This is a genomic window from Synechococcus sp. SYN20, assembly GCF_014279555.1.
Lineage (GTDB): Bacteria > Cyanobacteriota > Cyanobacteriia > PCC-6307 > Cyanobiaceae > Synechococcus_C.
On the sequence record NZ_CP047959.1, the window covers coordinates 2,032,944 to 2,050,042 of the forward strand.

18 protein-coding genes are annotated in these 17,099 nt (G+C 56.5%); 12 read left to right on the forward strand and 6 right to left on the reverse strand.

Translation table 11 applies throughout. The features are described 5' to 3' along the window. The first annotated feature begins 11 nt into the window (after positions 1-11). The 5 genes from SynSYN20_RS10800 to SynSYN20_RS10820 are packed head-to-tail and all read left to right on the forward strand — an operon-like array spanning position 12 to position 4,085. Positions 12-779 (forward strand): PspA/IM30 family protein, encoded by a 768-nt coding sequence (locus tag SynSYN20_RS10800; protein ID WP_186523671.1) that lies wholly within the window; start codon positions 12-14, stop codon positions 777-779. A 57-nt stretch (positions 780-836) separates the two neighbouring features. After that, positions 837-1,163, forward strand: a complete 327-nt coding sequence (gene trxA / locus SynSYN20_RS10805; protein ID WP_186523672.1) for a thioredoxin — start codon at positions 837-839, stop codon at positions 1,161-1,163. Beyond that, positions 1,150-2,343, forward strand: coding sequence for an aminotransferase class I/II-fold pyridoxal phosphate-dependent enzyme (locus SynSYN20_RS10810; protein WP_186523673.1), 1,194 nt, complete (start codon positions 1,150-1,152; stop codon positions 2,341-2,343). The genes trxA and SynSYN20_RS10810 overlap by 14 nt, the downstream gene beginning before the upstream one ends. Continuing rightward, the gene (locus tag SynSYN20_RS10815; RefSeq protein ID WP_186523674.1) at positions 2,322-3,107 is read left to right on the forward strand and encodes a biotin--[acetyl-CoA-carboxylase] ligase; all 786 of its coding nucleotides are present in this window, start codon (positions 2,322-2,324) and stop codon (positions 3,105-3,107) included. The genes SynSYN20_RS10810 and SynSYN20_RS10815 overlap by 22 nt, the downstream gene beginning before the upstream one ends. 30 nt (positions 3,108-3,137) lie before the next feature. Then, entirely contained in the window at positions 3,138-4,085 is a 948-nt protein-coding gene (locus SynSYN20_RS10820) for a M23 family metallopeptidase (protein ID WP_186523675.1), read from the forward strand. A gap of 5 nt (positions 4,086-4,090) precedes the next feature. Here the strand turns inward: SynSYN20_RS10820 and SynSYN20_RS10825 are convergent, their stop codons facing one another. From SynSYN20_RS10825 to SynSYN20_RS10835, 3 genes are read right to left on the reverse strand one after another with little or no spacing between them, the layout of a single operon-like run. After that, positions 4,091-4,843 (reverse strand): response regulator transcription factor, encoded by a 753-nt coding sequence (locus SynSYN20_RS10825; protein ID WP_186523676.1) that lies wholly within the window; start codon positions 4,841-4,843, stop codon positions 4,091-4,093. 18 nt (positions 4,844-4,861) lie between these two features. Next, entirely contained in the window at positions 4,862-5,605 is a 744-nt protein-coding gene (locus SynSYN20_RS10830; RefSeq protein ID WP_186523677.1) for an ABC transporter ATP-binding protein, read from the reverse strand. After that, entirely contained in the window at positions 5,598-7,169 is a 1,572-nt protein-coding gene (locus SynSYN20_RS10835) for an NAD(P)H-quinone oxidoreductase subunit N (RefSeq protein ID WP_186525595.1), read from the reverse strand. The genes SynSYN20_RS10830 and SynSYN20_RS10835 overlap by 8 nt, the downstream gene beginning before the upstream one ends. A gap of 126 nt (positions 7,170-7,295) precedes the next feature. Here SynSYN20_RS10835 and topA point away from each other — a divergent pair, with 126 nt between their 5' ends. The 5 genes from topA to SynSYN20_RS10860 are packed head-to-tail and all read left to right on the forward strand — an operon-like array spanning position 7,296 to position 13,404. Further along, complete coding sequence (topA, locus tag SynSYN20_RS10840; protein WP_186525596.1) at positions 7,296-10,025, forward strand: type I DNA topoisomerase; 2,730 nt, start codon at positions 7,296-7,298, stop codon at positions 10,023-10,025. Between the two features lie 20 nt (positions 10,026-10,045). After that, on the forward strand, positions 10,046-10,531 hold the full coding sequence (locus SynSYN20_RS10845; RefSeq protein ID WP_255476252.1) for a hypothetical protein: 486 nt from the start codon (positions 10,046-10,048) through the stop codon (positions 10,529-10,531). Between the two features lie 5 nt (positions 10,532-10,536). Beyond that, positions 10,537-11,181, forward strand: a complete 645-nt coding sequence (locus SynSYN20_RS10850; protein ID WP_186523679.1) for a DUF2232 domain-containing protein — start codon at positions 10,537-10,539, stop codon at positions 11,179-11,181. After that, positions 11,153-12,388, forward strand: coding sequence for a nicotinate-nucleotide--dimethylbenzimidazole phosphoribosyltransferase (locus SynSYN20_RS10855; protein ID WP_186523680.1), 1,236 nt, complete (start codon positions 11,153-11,155; stop codon positions 12,386-12,388). Before SynSYN20_RS10850 ends, SynSYN20_RS10855 begins: the two co-directional genes overlap by 29 nt. A 2-nt stretch (positions 12,389-12,390) precedes the next feature. Beyond that, a complete protein-coding gene (locus tag SynSYN20_RS10860; protein ID WP_186523681.1) occupies positions 12,391-13,404 on the forward strand; it encodes an ABC transporter substrate-binding protein in 1,014 nt (337 codons plus the stop codon). On the opposite strand, the gene SynSYN20_RS10865 is transcribed toward SynSYN20_RS10860, so the two are convergent. Both SynSYN20_RS10865 and SynSYN20_RS10870 read right to left on the reverse strand, forming a co-directional pair. Then, a complete protein-coding gene (locus tag SynSYN20_RS10865) occupies positions 13,393-14,550 on the reverse strand; it encodes an aldo/keto reductase (protein ID WP_186523682.1) in 1,158 nt (385 codons plus the stop codon). The two genes, SynSYN20_RS10860 and SynSYN20_RS10865, sit on opposite strands and share 12 nt — an antisense overlap. Beyond that, positions 14,550-15,164 carry a bifunctional nuclease family protein gene (locus tag SynSYN20_RS10870; protein WP_186525597.1) on the reverse strand — a complete coding sequence of 205 codons (615 nt, stop codon included), beginning with the start codon at positions 15,162-15,164 and terminating at the stop codon, positions 14,550-14,552. The genes SynSYN20_RS10865 and SynSYN20_RS10870 overlap by 1 nt, the downstream gene beginning before the upstream one ends. Positions 15,165-15,222: 58 nt before the next feature. Here SynSYN20_RS10870 and SynSYN20_RS10875 point away from each other — a divergent pair, with 58 nt between their 5' ends. Both SynSYN20_RS10875 and SynSYN20_RS10880 read left to right on the forward strand, forming a co-directional pair. Continuing rightward, positions 15,223-15,885 carry a riboflavin synthase gene (locus SynSYN20_RS10875; RefSeq protein WP_186523683.1) on the forward strand — a complete coding sequence of 221 codons (663 nt, stop codon included), beginning with the start codon at positions 15,223-15,225 and terminating at the stop codon, positions 15,883-15,885. Between the two features lie 86 nt (positions 15,886-15,971). Further along, a complete protein-coding gene (locus SynSYN20_RS10880; protein WP_186523684.1) occupies positions 15,972-16,562 on the forward strand; it encodes an HdeD family acid-resistance protein in 591 nt (196 codons plus the stop codon). A 49-nt stretch (positions 16,563-16,611) separates the two neighbouring features. Here the strand turns inward: SynSYN20_RS10880 and SynSYN20_RS10885 are convergent, their stop codons facing one another. Further along, positions 16,612-17,025 (reverse strand): AbrB family transcriptional regulator, encoded by a 414-nt coding sequence (locus SynSYN20_RS10885; protein WP_186523685.1) that lies wholly within the window; start codon positions 17,023-17,025, stop codon positions 16,612-16,614. Positions 17,026-17,099 lie beyond the last annotated feature (74 nt).

Genomic DNA, 17,099 nt, shown 5'->3' on the forward strand with positions numbered 1-17,099 from the left:
CGCAACGATTCATGGGTTTCTTCGACCGGCTCAGCCGTCTGCTGCGCGCCAACCTGAATGATCTCGTTAGCAAAGCTGAGGATCCCGTCAAGATCCTCGACCAAGCCGTCTCTGACATGCAAGACGACCTGGTCAAGCTCCGACAGGCTGTTGCCATGGCGATCGCCAGTCAAAAACGGCTCAAAAACCAAGCAGAGCAGGCCGAGTCTCAAGCCCGTACCTGGTACGAGCGCGCCGAACTAGCTCTCAAGAAAAATGAGGATGAACTAGCGCGCGAGGCCCTGACCCGTCGCAAAACCTTCCAAGAGACAGCCACATCTCTTGGCACCCAAGTTCAGGCTCAAAGCGCTCAAGTTGAAACGCTCAAAAAAAGCTTGGTCGCTTTAGAGGGAAAGATTGCCGAGGCTCGAACGAAAAAAGACATGCTCAAAGCCCGGGCTCAAGCCGCCCAGGCCCAACAGCAGCTCCAGAGCGCCGTTGGCAGCATGGGAACCAATTCAGCCATGGCTGCCTTCGAGCGCATGGAAGACAAGGTTCAATCTCTTGAAGCCAGTAGCCAAGCAGCCGCTGAGCTCGCTGGTGCTGACCTCGATAGTCAGTTCGCGGCTCTGGAAGGCGGCGACGATGTAGATGATGAATTGGCAGCCCTCCGAAAGCAGGTCAAAGGAGGCTCGGAGGCTGCAGCTCTCCCAGCAGCCGACTCCGAGGTGAAACCGGTCAAGGTGGAGGAGGTGGATGCCGATTTAGAAGAGCTGCGTCGATCTATCGACAAACTGTGATGAATCAGCGCCTTCAGCAGCCGAGTTCATAGGATTCATTCAGTTCAACTACCGCCCGTGTCTTCAGCTGTCTCCGACTTCACAGATGCAGCGTTCGAGCAGGAGGTATTGAAGGCGTCCACGACCGTTTTGGTTGACTTCTGGGCCCCATGGTGTGGCCCATGCAGGTTGATGGCGCCGTTGATGGACTGGGCCTCTGAGACCTATGCCGGCCGCCTTTTGGTGGGCAAGCTTGAAGTGGATGGCAACCCGATCACCCGCGATGGTTTCAAAGTTCAAGGCATTCCAACCCTGATCCTGTTCCGGAACGGCCAGGAAATTGCTCGACACGAAGGGGCCATTGCCCGCCCTCAGTTGCAAGCCTTTGTGGATGCTCACCTCTAAGCGACTGGCTCGCCTTGGGAGCGGAGTTTTTGATCGAAATGATCAGCGCAAAGGCTCTTACAAGCTCGGAGCAACACACCAACAGCAACCGCTGATCGACCTCTCCCTGGGATGCACCGATTTGCTTCCCCCGCCTGCTGCAGTGCAGGCCATGGGGGATCACCTCCAGAAGCCAAGGAGCGCGGCCTACTGCCTGCACGCAGCAACAGCCTCGTTTCGAGAGGCAGCAGCAGCCTGGTGCGAGCAGCGTCTGAATGTGACGGTGGATCCTGAGCGTGAGGTTCTTCTCCTGGTTGGATCTCAAGAGGGGACCGCCCATTTCCCACTGACGGTCTTAGACCCGGGTGATCAAGCCCTCATTCTTGATCCGTCTTACCCCTCCCATCGCGGAGGGCTTGAACTAGCAGATGCTTCCATCCAGACCCTGCCCCTCACTCCGGAACAAGGTTGGGCACCGGACTTCAAAGCGATCACAGCCAGTCAGTGGGATCAACTGCGACTCTTGATGCTGGGTTTTCCCCATAACCCGACAGCGTGTGTTGGTCAACAATCCTGGCTTGACGAAGCGATGAGTCAGGCCCAACACCATGATCTAGTGGTCGCCCACGACAACCCTTATCTAGATCTAGCGCTTGAGGGAGAAGCCCCTTCCCTTCTGCGTTGTCCGCAATGGCGCGAACGCGGGATCGAGTTCTTTTCTCTCTCCAAGGGGTGGTGTCTTGGTGGCTTCCGTCTGGCATTCGCAATCGGAGCCGAACCCCTGATTACGGCCTTGAGGCAGATCAAAAGCGTGATCGATTTCAATCAATGTCAGGCACTTCAGCAGGGCGCTGTGGTGGCCCTCTCGGATCACGCCGATTGGCCAGCCAATCTCCTGCCGATCTACCGCGAACGGCGTGATCGCACCCTTGCGGCACTGACTGATCTTGGATGGTCGGTCCCATCGCCATCAATGGCCCTTTATCTCTGGATGCCTCTTCCTGCCTGGGCCCGCGCCCAAGGATGGGGAGACGAGCAGATGGCTGCTCAGCTTCTCGAGCATTGCGGGGTTGTGGTTACACCGGGCTCCGGGTTTGGAGAGGCTGGGCGTGATTGGCTACGCCTTGCGTTAGTCCGTCCAGTCGCCGAACTTGAGGCTGCAGTTGCACGGCTGACGCCTTGGTGGCAACAACAGTGCTGAACCATCACCAACGGGCAGGAGGACTCATCCATCGCCTGCGCAGACAAGAAGCTGACGGTTGGAGGCTGAAATGCAAACCAGTTTGTGCAAGCACTGAACTTGAACTGAGCCAATGGCTTCAGTCAGTGCCCTGGCGCGGAGAACGTCCTCGAGCTGTTCTGGCCAATCACCAAACCAGAGGACAGGGCCAGCGTGGCCGCCGCTGGGAGGCAGCCCGCGGAGGGGTCTGGATCAGCGCTGCTCTTCCCTGGGATTCGAGCAGCGGTCATGCCGACATGCTCGGCCTGATGGTGGCGCTAGCCCTAAGTGAACGCTTGGAACGGAAGGGTCTACCCGTGCGGATCAAATGGCCCAACGATCTCCTCATCGATTCCCGAAAATTGGCTGGATTGCTTCCTCGACTGGTTTTTCGTGGTGGTCGTTTACGCATGGTGCGCATTGGCGTTGGAATGAATGTGGCCAACCCGGTTCCCGTTGGGGCCATTGCCCTTCGCGACCTCCTGCCACGTGGATGCGCCCGTCGAGACGTTTGGACGGTGGAGGTCTTAAGAGCCTTGGAGAGAATCCAGACCCTGGCAAACCGTCCAGAGCTTGTGCGTCGTGAGATAGAGAAGCGGCTTTGGGCCAATCAGGTTAAGGATCCTCAGAGCGGAGAGATCTGGGAGATCCAAGGATTGGCCCTGAATGGAGCGCTTCAACTTTGCCAAGGAGCCCGGAGCGCTAGCTGGACCCGCTGGCCGGATGGCAACCATGACAATCTCTAAAATTTCGTTTAAGAAGCCTGTTGAAACGAAGTGGTCCTGCGCTGGCTTGCTGCTCCCTTGGTGCTGATCCTTCCCTCTGCTCCTCAGAGTCCTCAAGGCCTTTCTGCGCCTCAGGCGCCCCTACTTCCTCCCGCTGAACTTCGCGTCAAGCCACCCCAGCGCTTCGATCGCTCGTTGGAGTCCCTCGAACGCAATCAAATCATCACTCCGCAAGAGCGTCGAACGCTGGAAAGAGGAGCGGTTGCCAAGCCCATCAATGTGCCGCGCTTTCAACAAGCTTGTCGAAGTGGCGCTCTCTCCAAGCGCGAATGCGCCACTGGCATTGTCTTTCGCGGGCGCTCCAATCGTGGAACGTTCAGCCAAAGACATCGGCGTCTCGCTCCGATCTCGGTCCCCGTTTCTGCGCTTCTTGCCGGAGCCGGACATGGCTTTCGTTTGGAGTCCGTTTTCTCCGTTTCGCCCAGACCTCTTGCGATCGCAGGCAATGGTGATCAGCGCTTGCTTTTCCCCATCATTGGCTCTGCCATCACCACCAGTGAATTCGGGATGCGCCAGCATCCCGTGATCGGCCGTTGGTTGATGCATGCAGGAAAAGACCTGGCGGCCCCAGAAGGAACGCCAGTCATTGCCGCACTCTCAGGCACGGTCATGAGTAGTGGACTCGCCGGGGGCTATGGCATCGCTGTGGAATTAGAGCACAAGTCCCCCAGGCGGCGGACGCTCTATGGACATCTCTCAGAGATCTACGTGAAATCTGGGCAGAAGGTCCAACAAGGTGAGGTGATCGGAAGAGTCGGAAGCACCGGCCTCAGCACGGGACCCCATCTTCATTTTGAACTGAGAACAAAGCAGGGCAACGGGTGGGTGGCAAAAGATCCTGGCGAACTGGATCTCAACCCGATCACAGCATCTGGCAGTGATGCCGTATCTCTGCTTGTTGGTCAACTCATGAACAGTCTCGAGAGAGACAAATCCTGACCTGTTTATGAGCCGGAGGAAACACTTTCATCCCTCAAGATGAATCCAACGCCACGAACGGTATGAATTAAAGATGGAAGGTCCTTGCTTTCCACTTTTTGCCTTAAGTAGCGGATATAAACATCAAGCAAATTATCGTCTCCGTAAAAGTCTTCACCCCAGACACCCTTCATAATCTCTGTTCGTTCCAAGACTTTTCCGCTCCCACGCATCAAGAAGCAAAGCAACTCATACTCCTTCACCGAAAGCTGAATTCTTTGCCCAGAACGATGGACATCCCTTGTTTGGGTATTGATTGTCAAACCTCCAACCGCCAAAAAAGTTAACTCGGCATCCTTCCCTTGCCCTGAGCCCGAAAAGCCTTGTGCTCTTCGCTGCATCGCTCTCAACCGAGCCATTAATTCTTCGATCGAAAAAGGTTTCACCAAATAATCATCAACACCAGCATCAAGAGCTTTAACGCGATCAGCAATATCATCGTGACCCGTCAACATTAAGATTGGAGTCGTCACTCCACTACTACGAATTCGCTGACATATGTCCACACCAGAGAAATCGGGAAGGTTCCAATCCAGAACAATGAGATCAGGCTCTGGGTGACTTCTGGCTTTAATTAATCCAGTGGCGCCATCAGGTGCGACCTCAACGTCATACCCCTCAACGTCCAATTCCAATCGCAACAACTCCGTCAAGCGGACTTCGTCATCCACAAGGAGAATTCGAATCGTTTGATCAGAAGGTTCTGGCAACTGAGCCATTCTCAAAAACTCCCCAATTCAATGAAGTGAAGGCGCTTTAAGGCCTGGATTCATGCGGTTTTGTGCCACTCGCTCAACCTTGCCGTCATGAAAGTGAATCACAGTCTGGGCACGAGCTGCCACATCGTCTTCATGGGTGACGAGAACGATTGTGATGCCTTGAGCATGCAACTCATCAAACAAATTCAAAACATCATGCGTGGTGCGTGAATCCAAAGCACCGGTGGGCTCATCAGCCAACAGCAGAGCGGGCTTATTGATAATCGCTCTAGCGATGGCCACCCGCTGCTGCTGACCACCCGACAATTGGTTGGGGCGATTTTCCATCCTTTTGCCAAGGCCCACCTGCTCAAGAGCTGCAACAGCCCTTCGCTCGCGCTCCGAGGATGGAAGGCCGGCATAAATCATTGGCAGCATCACATTCTCAAGTGCTGTCGCATGGGGAAGGAGATGGAACTGCTGAAACACAAAACCCAGTTCCTTGTTGCGCAAATCTGCTAAGGCATCGTCATCTAGCCGCTCAACAGCACTCCCGTTGAGCCAATAGGAGCCGCTGGTAGGCCGATCCAAGCAGCCCAAAACATTCATCGCTGTGCTCTTGCCCGATCCACTCGCTCCCATCACAGCCAAGTAGTCGCCGCGCAGTACATCCAGATCCAACCCATTGAGAGCTCTAACCTCCGTTTCTCCAGATCCATAGACCTTGCTGACATCTCGGAGCTGAGCCACCGCCGGTCGGCCTTCGTCAAAGAGATCAGCCAAGAGAGGCCCCTGAGGAAGTAGCAATCGCCTGCTGAAGCAAAGGTGTGCCAGCAACCGTGCTGCTGGCCCACTCAAACAGCGGGTTGGAAAGAATTCCGCCCACGGCAGTCACGACGACGCAAAGCACGAGAGCCACTCTCAAGGGAGGAAGCCCAATGGTGCTCCAGTTGATCGGCGGGTAGGCCTTCACAACCTCTGAAGCCTCTTGAGGCTCCTTCACCACCATCATCTTGATCACACCGATGTAGTAGTAGATCGAAATGACCGATGTCACGAGACCGACCACGACCAAGACATATTGGTGGTCTGCCCAACCAGCGAAAAATAAATAAATCTTCCCGAAGAAACCAAGCATCGGTGGAATTCCACCAAGGGAAAGGAGGCAGAGACTCAGGCCGAGGGTGATTAAGGGATCTTTCTGATAGAGACCCGCATAGTCAGAAATCCGGTCACTACCCGTTCTGATCGAGAACAGGATGATGCAAGCGAATGCACCAAGATTCATGAAGAGATAGGTGGCCATGTAGAGCACCATTGCGGCAAAGCCGTCTTCAGTGCCGCACACAAGGCCGATCATCACAAAGCCGGCCTGTCCAATCGAGCTGTAGGCCAGCATCCTCTTCATCGAGGTCTGGGCTAATGCCACCACGTTGCCCAGCGTCATGCTGAGAATCGCCAAAACGGTGAATAGAAGTTTCCATTGCGTATCGAAACTTCCAAAACAGCCAACGAGAAGCCTGAGGGCTAGGGCAAAACCTGCAGCTTTAGATCCCACAGACAAGAAGGCCACAACCGGGGTCGGTGACCCCTCATAAACATCAGGCGTCCACTGGTGAAAAGGGACTGCGGCGATCTTGAAAGCCACCGTGGCAAGGACAAAGACCAGAGCTAGAGCAGCTAATGGTGTGGGACTCGTCACCAAAGCCTCACCGATCACTTCCAGGCTGGTTGAGCCACTCAGGCCATACAGAAGGGAAGCTCCGTAGAGGAACACGGCAGCCGCGGCCGAACCCACCAACAAATATTTGAGTGCTGCTTCGGAACTACGCGCATCACGCTTCATGTATCCCGACAACAGATAACTGGCCACGGAAAGCGTCTCGAGCGACACGAAAACGCTCACCAGATCTGTTGCACCGCAAAGCATCATTCCGCCAAGGGTGGCGGCGAGCAAGATGGCCGCGTATTCCCCAACGGGAGTGCCGCTTTGTTCGGCATATCTCCAACTAATCAGGAGAGACAAAAGCGTTGAAAGAGCAACAATCGCTCGGAACGCAATCGCGAGGTGATCGGAGAGAAAAGCGCCTAAAAACGAAGGCTCGAGGGGTGCATTCCACTGCAGGGCCAGCAAAACCAGAGCCGTACCTAAGCCCGCGTAACAAATGGGTGGAACCCAGCGAACTGAAACTTTTTCTCCGGCTAAATCAACCAACAACGTGGCGATCATCGCCACCAAAACAGCTGCCTCAGGCCCAACCGTGCCGGCATGCAAAGCAAGGTTGAGCAGCTCCCCAGGAGCTGCCACGGCCTGGCTGGAGAGAAACAGAGCACCCAACTCGGGCATGGCGAGTGTGGTCAAACCAATTGGAGGGACTGTAGCTGCGCTCCTGCTCTTCCCTGAGTGAATTCCCTGATTTCGCTGCAGAAAGCTCGGCGGTGCGATAAAGAAGGGGACGGTTACCGACCCCACGTGGCGAACACCCTGGTCATCGTTGAGAGCCCCACAAAGGCCCGCACCATCCGTGGATTCCTTCCCAAGGGCTATCGGGTGGAAGCTTCGATGGGCCATGTGCGGGATCTGCCGAACAACGCAAGTGAGATCCCTGCAGCTCAAAAAGGGCAGAAATGGGCCAACCTCGGAGTCAACACCGAGGCGAACTTTGAACCCCTCTACGTGGTTCCGAAGGACAAGAAAAAAATTGTGCGCGAGCTCAAAGACGCCCTGAAGGGCGTTGATGAACTGCTGCTAGCAACTGACGAAGATCGAGAAGGTGAAAGCATCAGTTGGCATCTGCTCCAGCTGTTGTCACCCAAGGTCCCTGTGAAGCGAATGGTGTTTCACGAGATCACGAAAGAGGCGATCTCCCGGGCACTTGATGACACACGTGAGCTCGATATGGAGCTGGTGCATGCCCAGGAAACCCGAAGAATCCTCGATCGATTGGTGGGCTACACCCTCTCGCCGCTGTTGTGGAAGAAGGTTGCCTGGGGACTTTCTGCAGGACGTGTTCAATCCGTGGCTGTTCGCCTGCTCGTGCAGCGAGAGCGGGCTAGGCGCGCCTTTCGCAGTGGAAGCTACTGGGATCTGAAAGCTGCGCTCGAGCAGCAGAGCATCCGCTTTGATGCCAAGCTCACGCACCTCGGAGGGACGAAAGTCGCCACCGGCAATGATTTCGACGAAAGCACAGGCAGCCTCAAGCAAGGCAGCAAGGTGCGCCTCCTGAGCGAAGACGACGCTCGCTCCCTATCGATTGCCCTTCAATCGTCGGATTGGAACGTCTCTTCCGTCGAAGAGAAGCCCACGGTGCGCAGGCCCGTTCCGCCGTTCACCACCAGCACGCTGCAGCAGGAATCCAATCGCAAATTACGTCTGTCAGCGCGAGAGACAATGCGCTGCGCTCAGGGCCTTTATGAACGCGGTTACATCACCTACATGCGCACCGATTCGGTGCATCTCTCCGATCAAGCGATTACGGCTGCACGCAGCTGTGTGGAATCGCGCTACGGCAAGGAATATCTGAGCAACGGGCCCAGGCAGTTCAGTACCAAGTCTCGCAATGCTCAGGAAGCCCATGAGGCGATCCGTCCTTCAGGTGAAAGCTTCCGAGCCCCCTCCGAAACTGGTTTAGAAGGGCGTGATCTGTCGTTGTACGAGCTGATTTGGAAGCGCACAGTCGCTAGCCAGATGGCAGAAGCCCGACTCACCATGCTCGCCGTGGACCTCACGGTTGGAGAAGCCCTGTTCCGCTCCAGTGGAAAGCGCATTGATTTCCCCGGCTTTTTCCGCGCTTACGTCGAGGGCAGCGATGACCCTGATGCTGCTTTGGAAGGTCAGGAAGTGTTGTTGCCCGCCCTGAACGTTGGCGATTCACCCAAGGTTCATGACGTTGAAGCGCTCGGACACCAAACCCAGCCGCCCGCCCGCTTCAGCGAAGCCTCCCTGGTAAAAATGCTGGAGAAAGAAGGGATCGGCCGTCCTTCCACCTACGCCAGCATCATCGGCACGATCGTGGATCGAGGGTATTCCTCGCTCAACAACAATTCGCTCACACCAAGTTTCACAGCCTTTGCAGTGACCGCCCTGCTTGAGGAGCATTTCCCCGACTTGGTGGATACCGGATTCACCGCCCGCATGGAAACCACGTTGGATGAAATCTCCACCGGAAAAGTGCAATGGCTCCCCTATCTGGATGGATTTTTCAAAGGCGATGAAGGACTTGAGTCCTTGGTCCACAAGCGTGAGGGAGACATCGACCCTGGAGCATCACGCACGATTGACCTCGAGGGCTTGCCGTGCGTGGTCAGGATCGGGCGCTTTGGGGCCTATCTCGAATCCAAACGCGTTGGTGACGACGGAGAAGAGGAGCTCATCAAAGCAACCCTTCCCAAAGAGATCACCCCTGGTGAATTGGATCAGGAACAAGCAGAACTGATCCTTAAGCACAAGGCTGATGGTCCAGAAGCGCTCGGTGAAGATCCCGAAACGGGTGATCTTGTTTATCTGCTCTTCGGTCAGTACGGCCCCTATGTGCAAAAGGGTCAGGTCAGCGACGAAAACCCCAAGCCGAAACGGGCCTCTTTACCGAAAGGAGTGAAGCCCGAAGAGCTGAAACTTGATGATGCACTCGGGCTACTGCGCTTGCCCCGTCTCCTGGGCGAACATCCAGAGAGCGGAAAGGTTCAGGCTGGCTTGGGTCGCTTTGGCCCCTACGTGGTTTGGGACAAAGGAAAAGGCGAAAAGGACTATCGCTCCCTCAAGGGCGAAGACGACGTCCTCGCGATTGGTCTGAGTCGAGCCCTGGAACTGCTGGCCATGCCGAAGCGGGGACGAGGAGGAAGAACGGCGCTCAAGGACCTTGGGAAACCCGAGGGAAGCGAAGAGACCGTGCAGGTCTTCGATGGCCCCTATGGTCTCTACGTCAAACAGGGAAAGGTGAATGCTTCATTGCCTGAAGGCAAAGTGGCCGACGACATCACCTTGAAAGAAGCGATCGAGCTCCTCGACGCAAAAGCCGCCACCAAAAAAACGGCAAGGCGCAAAACCTCAACGACCAAAAGCGCCAGCAAAGCCAAAAGCACCAAGAGTTCCGCCGCCAAGGGTGCAACCGCCAAACCTGCTGCCCGTAAAGCACCGGCAACGACCAAGACCGGGCGCCTTCGCGCGAGTGCCGTGCGCGTCATCCGTCCTGGTGACGCGTAATGCGCGCGCAGTGGTTGCTGATGCCGCTGCTGCTTGCCTTGCAAGCCTGCTCAGGGACGACGTTTGGGCAGAAGCTTGCCGATAGCTTCGATTCACCACCCACACCCTCCGCGGCACAGCAGACACCAAACTCCAAGCTCAAGCAAGAACCAGATTCCGCCTTAAAAGAACCCGCGAAGGCTGAAGACGAGGGCGTCCAGGACAAGACGACCTCGGATTCGGACGCGGAGCCCACAGATCCATCGGAACCGCAGACGCCGAAACAAGCGTTGACCAACGTTCAACCCGCCAAAAAAGAGTCAGCCACCATCCGTTCGCAGCCCGCCGCACCTCGGCCTTATCGCATCACGATTCGCTTGGCAGCTGCGGATCCTGCCGCACCTGCAGAAAGTGTCACGGATGCCTTACGTCGCGCCGGAATTGGTTTCGAGGTCGAAACGATTGAGAAGATCCCTTCGCTTCAAGTCTCAAAAGAAGCCACCAATGACAGCGAAAGGCAGCCCTAAACGTGATGGAACCTCGCCTCAGCCGTCGACAAGCTCTACGCATGATGGAGGCCTCCTACCTGGCGGCAGCGGCGGCCTTGATTTGGCTGGCTCTTTATTACCTACCCATCGGTGGAGCCCTGTTCCGTCTAGCCCTACCGCTGCCCTTAGCGCTGCTTCTTGTCCGTCGGGGCAGTCGGGCCGGGCTTGAGGGCGTCGTTGTAGCGATTCTTCTGCTGGTGGTGCTCATGGGTCCTCTGCGCGGGCCCCTGATGCTGTTCCCCTACGGATTGCTGTCCCTTTGGCTCGGCTGGTGCTGGCACAAAAAGCTGAGCTGGTGGATCAGTTGGGGGCTAGGTGTCGTCATTGGAGCGGCTGGATTCCTGGTGAGGGTGGTCGCTCTGTCCTTGATGGTGGGAGAGAACCTTTGGGTGGTGATTACAAGGGCCGGCGCCGGACTGCTCGATCGTGTCCTTGAACTGATGCAGTTGCCCCTCGCCCCTGATCTGCTGTTGGTGCAATCCATGGCAATCACGCTCGTTGTGGTGCAGCAGCTCATTTACGTACTGGCTCTACACGCCTTGGCCTACTGGATCTTTCCCCGTCTCCAAGCTCCGATTCCTGAACCTCCTCCCGTGCTCCATGGCCTGGTCGCCCTCGACCCTCTTTGAGCTCCCAGAGGGATGCACACGCCTTTCGGGCCCAGCATCCGAGTTTTGGTCGGGTGCCACGCACCGCTTTTGGTCCGACCCCGAACCCGCTCCCAGCCTCTTACTGCTGCTTTCCTCCACTTTGACCGCAGAGGTGGAAGGCATCTCTGCTGCCGGTGCAACATCTGAATCACGGCGCTACACCGCCATAGCTGACGCTGAGTTGCTTCTTTATGGGCCCTCACATCAACCTCGCTGGCCATTGCCGCCTTTGCCCGCCGGCGTCTCGCCAGCATTGATCAGTTGGGTTGCTGCGGAGGCCATCCAGATTCAGCCCTGGGTGGGATCAATTGGGCTGTCAAAGCTGCCTCCCTTCCCTCATCTGCGCTTTGAGGATCCGCAGTGCGGTCCAGCCGCCTGCATCAGCACCGGGCACGCCATGACGCCTCAGCGAGTCCAGCAGCTGCTCCGCAAAGGCCAACGTTTCGGTGAGCGTTTGCGGCACCCACTGGTTCTTGCTGAATGTATCCCTGGAGGAACCACCACAGCGTTAGCCGTTCTTTGTGGTCTTGGACTTCCCGCCAATGACCTGATCAGTGGCAGTGCCATCCATCCGCCGATGGCGTTGAAACAAGACCTTGTGCAGCAGGGGCTGCAATCGGCAGAGCTCAGCGCAACGCCTTCCTCTCAGGAGCTCTTAGCTGCCGTGGGAGATCCATTTCAGGCCTTTGCAACCGGATTACTGATCGGATCCCTTTCGAGCAGTCAACCCCTCCTCTTAGCTGGGGGCAGTCAGATGGCTGCCGTGCTGGCACTCGCCCTCAACATGGTGTCGACCAGAGAGCGTCGCTTGCTTTCCAATCAGGTGCTGATCGGCACAACGGCTTGGTTGGCTAGAGAAATTCTGACGCCAACCGGGAGCAAGCGCCCATCCCTGATGGAGCTGCTGGCATTACTAGAAGATCATTTCGATGTTTGCATCTCTGCCCTGGCGAGTGGTCTTCGCTTTGGCGACAGTCGACACCGCTCGCTGCGTGACTACGAGCTCGGTCATGTCAAAGAAGGTGTAGGTGCCGGCGGTCTCGCGTTGCTTGCTCAACTGCGGGGACTGTCCCTAGATCGCATCAGCCAGGCATGCGACAACGCCATGGATCAATTGCTCGAATCCAAGCTCAACCCCCCTGAATCGCCAACGAATCCCAAAGGGATCCAGCCCCGTAAGGTTTGAGAATGATCGGCCCATCTGCTCAGCCCGTTTCGTTTCGCCGGCGACAGCTGCTTCAGGCTGGCTTCATTGCCGGACTCTCATCGCTCGCAGGCTGTGCGCGATCCAATGGTTCGCCCCTCTTGCGAGCCCCAACGAAAAGCCTTCCTGCACTGTGGCAGAAGCAGCTCAAAGCTCCTTGGCGCATTGCAGAGCTGAAAGCCTTTACCAGCTCCGACGATCCCCCGTGGCTGTCGTCCACCGATATACTCACGATTGGGGATGGTTGGTTATCGAGTCTTAACCCAGGATCGTTTCAAGCCATTGATGCCGCTCCTCTACAAGCGCAACTAGGACCTCCATCAGAGCGGTTTCTCTCTGAACTACCTACCGACTGGAAAGGCAAAATTTTTCCTGTGGGCGTCAGCCCCTGGGTCATGCTGTTTCGAGGAGCACCAGACCTCAAAAACCAAGCGGTCAATAGCTGGGACGTTCTTCTGGATCCAGAACTCAAGGGGAAAGTCCTTTTGCCATCAAGCCCGCGGTTGGTGATCTCGCTGGCAGCGCAGATGCAGACCCCTGATGCGCTGCGACAACTCCGAGCAGCAGCGACCAGTTTTGATGATCGACATGCCCTCAACTGGTTGCTGCAAGGCGATGCACAAGTTGCAGTGCTGCCTCTGCAACGGTGCATGGGAGCGCTCCTTCGAGATCAAAGGCTGCATGCAGTGCTGCCTACGCAGGGAGCGCCTCTGAACTGGACCCTGATGCTGCGCCCAAGTTCAAGCAAAGAGCCCTTACCTCAAGACTGGGTCAAAAAAGCCTGGGAAGAACCCCTGCTCAGTCGGCTGCTCTCTGCAGGATGGGTTCCTCCCCTGGCTCGTTCTCAACTCAGCATCGCCATGTCGCGAGTACCAAAACGGCTTCGCGCCCTGGTTCTTCCCTCCAACGAGGTCTGGCAACACTGCTGGAATCTTGCTCCTCTGGATCTGTCCGAACAAGACGCTCTGAAAGCCAAGTGGAAGGCCTCAACCCCATAGACGTCGTCGCGGGGCCGCGGCCAACAACTGATGGGTCTCCGCCAACAGATCAGGGATCGCCAGTTGATGGGGGCATCGGGGGAGGCAATCCCCACAGGTCTCACACCCTTCGGCATTCACTTCCTCCCACCAGTGGCCAGCGCGCCCAATCAAGTTGTAACGCTCTTCTGCGAACTCCTTAAGGTCATGGGCGAGCCGCAAATTGCGCAGTCGTAGCAACTCAGGGATGGGCAGCTCCTTTGGACAGGGGAGACAGGCTCTGCACTGATGGCAAAGCGTTTCACCAAGCCGCTGTTGACGCAACAGTTCCAGACGGGTCAAAGCGGTCTGTTCTGCAGGTGTGAGCGCCCCATCGCTGCTGGCCATGGAGGCCACAAGGTTGAGATCGCACGGGCTGCTGGCCCCAACCGTGAGGGTGCTGACCCCAGCGGCCAAGAGGTAGCGGTAAGCAAGAGCCAAGGGTTCCCACGGCTGGCAATCTGCCTGTAGCAACGGGCTTGGTGCTTGCAAGCGGCCACCCTTATCCGCGGGGGAGATCGCCATCACTCCCATGCCTGCATCCAGCGCCTGCAATGCCAAGGGGAGCCGTGCTGGATCCAACAAATGAAGATGCAGGCTGCAAAACCGAAAGCGACCACTTGCGATGGCACGAGCGATCAGTGGATTAGAGCCATGGCTGCTGAAACCCACCTGCCCCACAAGCCCAGATTTCAGGGCCCAGTCCAAGAGCCTGGCTCCATCCCCTTCGATCGCCCAATGCAGGTGTTCGTCACGATTAAGACCGTGAATGGCCAAGCCATTCAAGAAGGGACGTCCCAACCGTTCCAGGCATGCCGATAAAGCGCGTTGCCCTTGGTCCAAAGACAGGCCTGGAAGGAGTTTGCTGGTGATTAACCATCCCCCCTCAGGGGCAATCCCTTCTTGTGCAAGCTGATCCAAGGCCTGCCCCAAAAAGGTTTCAGCAGGGCCATAGGCCGGTGCCGTCTCTAAGTGATTAATCCCGGCGGCATGGGCTGCTCGCACAATGGCAACCATTTGCTCGCGGTCTTTCAGAGCGCGCATCGTCCCCAAGGTGAACAAGCTCACCGCAGGACCAGTACCAAAAGCACGACGGACCCCAGCACCAGCCAAAGGCTCTGTTGACATCACAAATTGTCGACATCCGTTTCTTTATCCGCTTCCTTATCCGTTTCCTCGTCCTTGGGATGTCTTGACTGAAGGTGCCGGACCATGGCGGCAGGACTGACCTGATCTAGAAATCGACGAAACTCGTTTCGATCCTCTGCATCCGCTTCGGCATCGACAGCGATTGAGGCTTCAGCAACAACTTCCTCCAACATCCAAATGCTGCTGCCAGTGCGGATGGCAAGCGCAATGGCATCACTGGGCCTGGCATCAATGTCTAAAAGCTCCTCCCTCGACTCGATCTCCTCGATCGGCTCATGGTCTGGGGACCCTTCGATCGCATCGATTGGGGCGTCATGGCTGAGTTTCAAGACCGCACGAAATGTGCTGTCTTCAATCGCATGGATGATGACCCGCTCGAGATGTAGATCACCAGCAGCCAACAGCTGCACCATCAAGTCATGGCTTAAGGGGCGAGGAGAAGGGTCTCCATTCAATCCGGCCATGATGTTGTGGGCCTGAGCCTGGTCGATCCAGATCGGAACTTGTCGCCGTCGAGATGGATCTCGAAGCAGAACGATTGGACTTCGGCTAGCGGCATCCAACGCAATCCCGATCACACTCATTTCCACCATCGGCAGCTCTCCCCCCCTCCTTCGATTATGACCAGTGAACTCACGCTGAAAGCACAGCATGTTCACGGGTCTGGTCCAAGCTGTTGGTCGGATTGAGCGCCGCGGCAGTGGCCTTGTCGTGAGTGGCTGCGCTCCGTTCGCGCCCCTCCAGCTGGGAGACAGCGTTGCCGTTGATGGCGTCTGTCTCACGGTGGCGGAATTGGTCGGTGATGGATTTCTGGCCAATGTCAGCGAGGAAACGCTGCAGCGCAGCACACTCGGACGCAAATCCACTTCTGGCGGTTCGGTCAATTTGGAGCCAGCCCTCCGCTTGTCCGATCGCCTTGGCGGACATCTCGTCAGTGGTCATGTCGACAGCATTGGCGAGGTGGTGGGCATCGAAGCCCTCAGCCAATCCTGGAAACTTGCGCTGCGCTGGCGAGATGCCGCCTATGGCCGTTACATCTGTGAGAAAGCCAGTGTTGCCGTCAATGGCATCAGCCTCACAGTGGCGGGGTCTGCCGATAATGGCGCGCAATTTTGGATCGCCGTCATTCCTCACACCTGGATGGCCACGGCATTGCGCGATCTCGCACCAGGGGATGAAGTGAATTTAGAAATCGATCTTCTCGCTCGCTATACGGAACGCTTGCTCGGCCATGCGCAGGAGGGAACAGCCTCCAACCCTGGGAACCACAGCTCTCTGAGCTCTGAATGGCTTGCCTCTCACGGTTGGAGCTGAGGGTTGGAGCTGAGGGAACATCACAAAACCGGGTCAGCGCTTCTGGGAATCAATACCTTTCGAGAGTTGTCTCTGTTACACAATTCATGACCGCTGACGATCGTCCCGATTCTGTTGGGACCTTTAAAGCTTTCGCCATTGCCGAAGGCATTCTGCTGATCATCTTGGGCGTTCTCTCCCTGATTTTTCCAGTGATTGCATCCGTATGGGTCACTGGAGTGATCGCCGTTGTCTTTCTCGTTGGAGGCGTAGTGGGTTGGATCAGCAATCTGGCCCGCTCCAAACGCATGGGGCGCTGGATTTGCTTCTGGCGATTAGTGGTTTCAACCTTGTTCATCGTTGCGGGTGCTTCGATGATCAGCAATTTCCGAAGTCCTGCAGACGCTGCGGAACAGGTCGCAACGCTGTCGCTAGCGATCGGAATCGTTTTTCTTCTAGAGGGTGTTGTGGCCTTTTTCAACGGCCTATCTCATAGCAACCGTCCTGGAGCGGGCTGGGCGATTGCCAATGGAGTCATCACCTTCATCCTTGGGCTACTGATCGTGACTTTGAAGTTCTGGGGCTTGCTTTGGGTCCTGGGCGTACTCGTAGGCATCAGCTTCCTATTCAGCGGCATCGATCTGATTGCCTTGAGCTCAACCATTCACAACGATCAAGAACCACCAGCTGCTGCATGATCAGCTCGCAGTCAGCGTCTGAACACCAGTGAGCACAAGGGCCCGAGCTTCAACTTGGGTCCTTGTTTGTGTCTTGATCCGGCTCAGAGCCCACCTCTGCAACCTTGAGCTCCTCGTTATTCATGGGGAGAAGCCAAATGGAGCGGGAATCTTGACGCAGCTCAATCCGAAACTCCTGACCGGGCTCTAGGCCAAGACGACGGGTATAGGCATGACCGATCAGCAGATTTCCATTCCCATGAACCCGGGTCTTGAATTCGGCTTGGCGACCTCTGGTTCCACCCCCACCACTAGAACTGGACGAGGGCAGCTTGTAACCCTTCGCTTCCACTAAGGCTTTGTAAAAGCCCTTGCGCAGCACGCGACCACTGGGACCGACATACCCGCATCCCCGCGCAATGTCGTCTTCAGAGCGATTGCTGAGTGACCGGGCCCTGTTCAGCAATTCCTGGCCAGTGAGCATCTAACTCAAGAAATTTGATTTGATTCTGGCCATAACTCTCTTATGAAGCAACAAAAGTATCGAAAGCACATAAG

Bases quoted from the DNA above. Each gene is read 5' to 3' on its own strand.
- SynSYN20_RS10800 (WP_186523671.1), top strand. From the start codon at position 12: ATGGGTTTCTTCGACCGGCTCAGCCGTCTGCTGCGCGCCAACCTGAAT.
- SynSYN20_RS10810 (WP_186523673.1), top strand. From the start codon at position 1,150: ATGCTCACCTCTAAGCGACTGGCTCGCCTTGGGAGCGGAGTTTTTGAT.
- SynSYN20_RS10825 (WP_186523676.1), bottom strand. From the start codon at position 4,843: ATGGCTCAGTTGCCAGAACCTTCTGATCAAACGATTCGAATTCTCCTT.
- SynSYN20_RS10835 (WP_186525595.1), bottom strand. From the start codon at position 7,169: ATGCCCGAGTTGGGTGCTCTGTTTCTCTCCAGCCAGGCCGTGGCAGCT.
- SynSYN20_RS10845 (WP_255476252.1), top strand. From the start codon at position 10,046: ATGCCGCTGCTGCTTGCCTTGCAAGCCTGCTCAGGGACGACGTTTGGG.
- SynSYN20_RS10850 (WP_186523679.1), top strand. From the start codon at position 10,537: ATGGAACCTCGCCTCAGCCGTCGACAAGCTCTACGCATGATGGAGGCC.
- SynSYN20_RS10855 (WP_186523680.1), top strand. From the start codon at position 11,153: ATGGCCTGGTCGCCCTCGACCCTCTTTGAGCTCCCAGAGGGATGCACA.
- SynSYN20_RS10860 (WP_186523681.1), top strand. From the start codon at position 12,391: ATGATCGGCCCATCTGCTCAGCCCGTTTCGTTTCGCCGGCGACAGCTG.
- SynSYN20_RS10865 (WP_186523682.1), bottom strand. From the start codon at position 14,550: ATGTCAACAGAGCCTTTGGCTGGTGCTGGGGTCCGTCGTGCTTTTGGT.
- SynSYN20_RS10870 (WP_186525597.1), bottom strand. From the start codon at position 15,164: ATGGTGGAAATGAGTGTGATCGGGATTGCGTTGGATGCCGCTAGCCGA.
- SynSYN20_RS10875 (WP_186523683.1), top strand. From the start codon at position 15,223: ATGTTCACGGGTCTGGTCCAAGCTGTTGGTCGGATTGAGCGCCGCGGC.
- SynSYN20_RS10880 (WP_186523684.1), top strand. From the start codon at position 15,972: ATGACCGCTGACGATCGTCCCGATTCTGTTGGGACCTTTAAAGCTTTC.
- SynSYN20_RS10885 (WP_186523685.1), bottom strand. From the start codon at position 17,025: ATGCTCACTGGCCAGGAATTGCTGAACAGGGCCCGGTCACTCAGCAAT.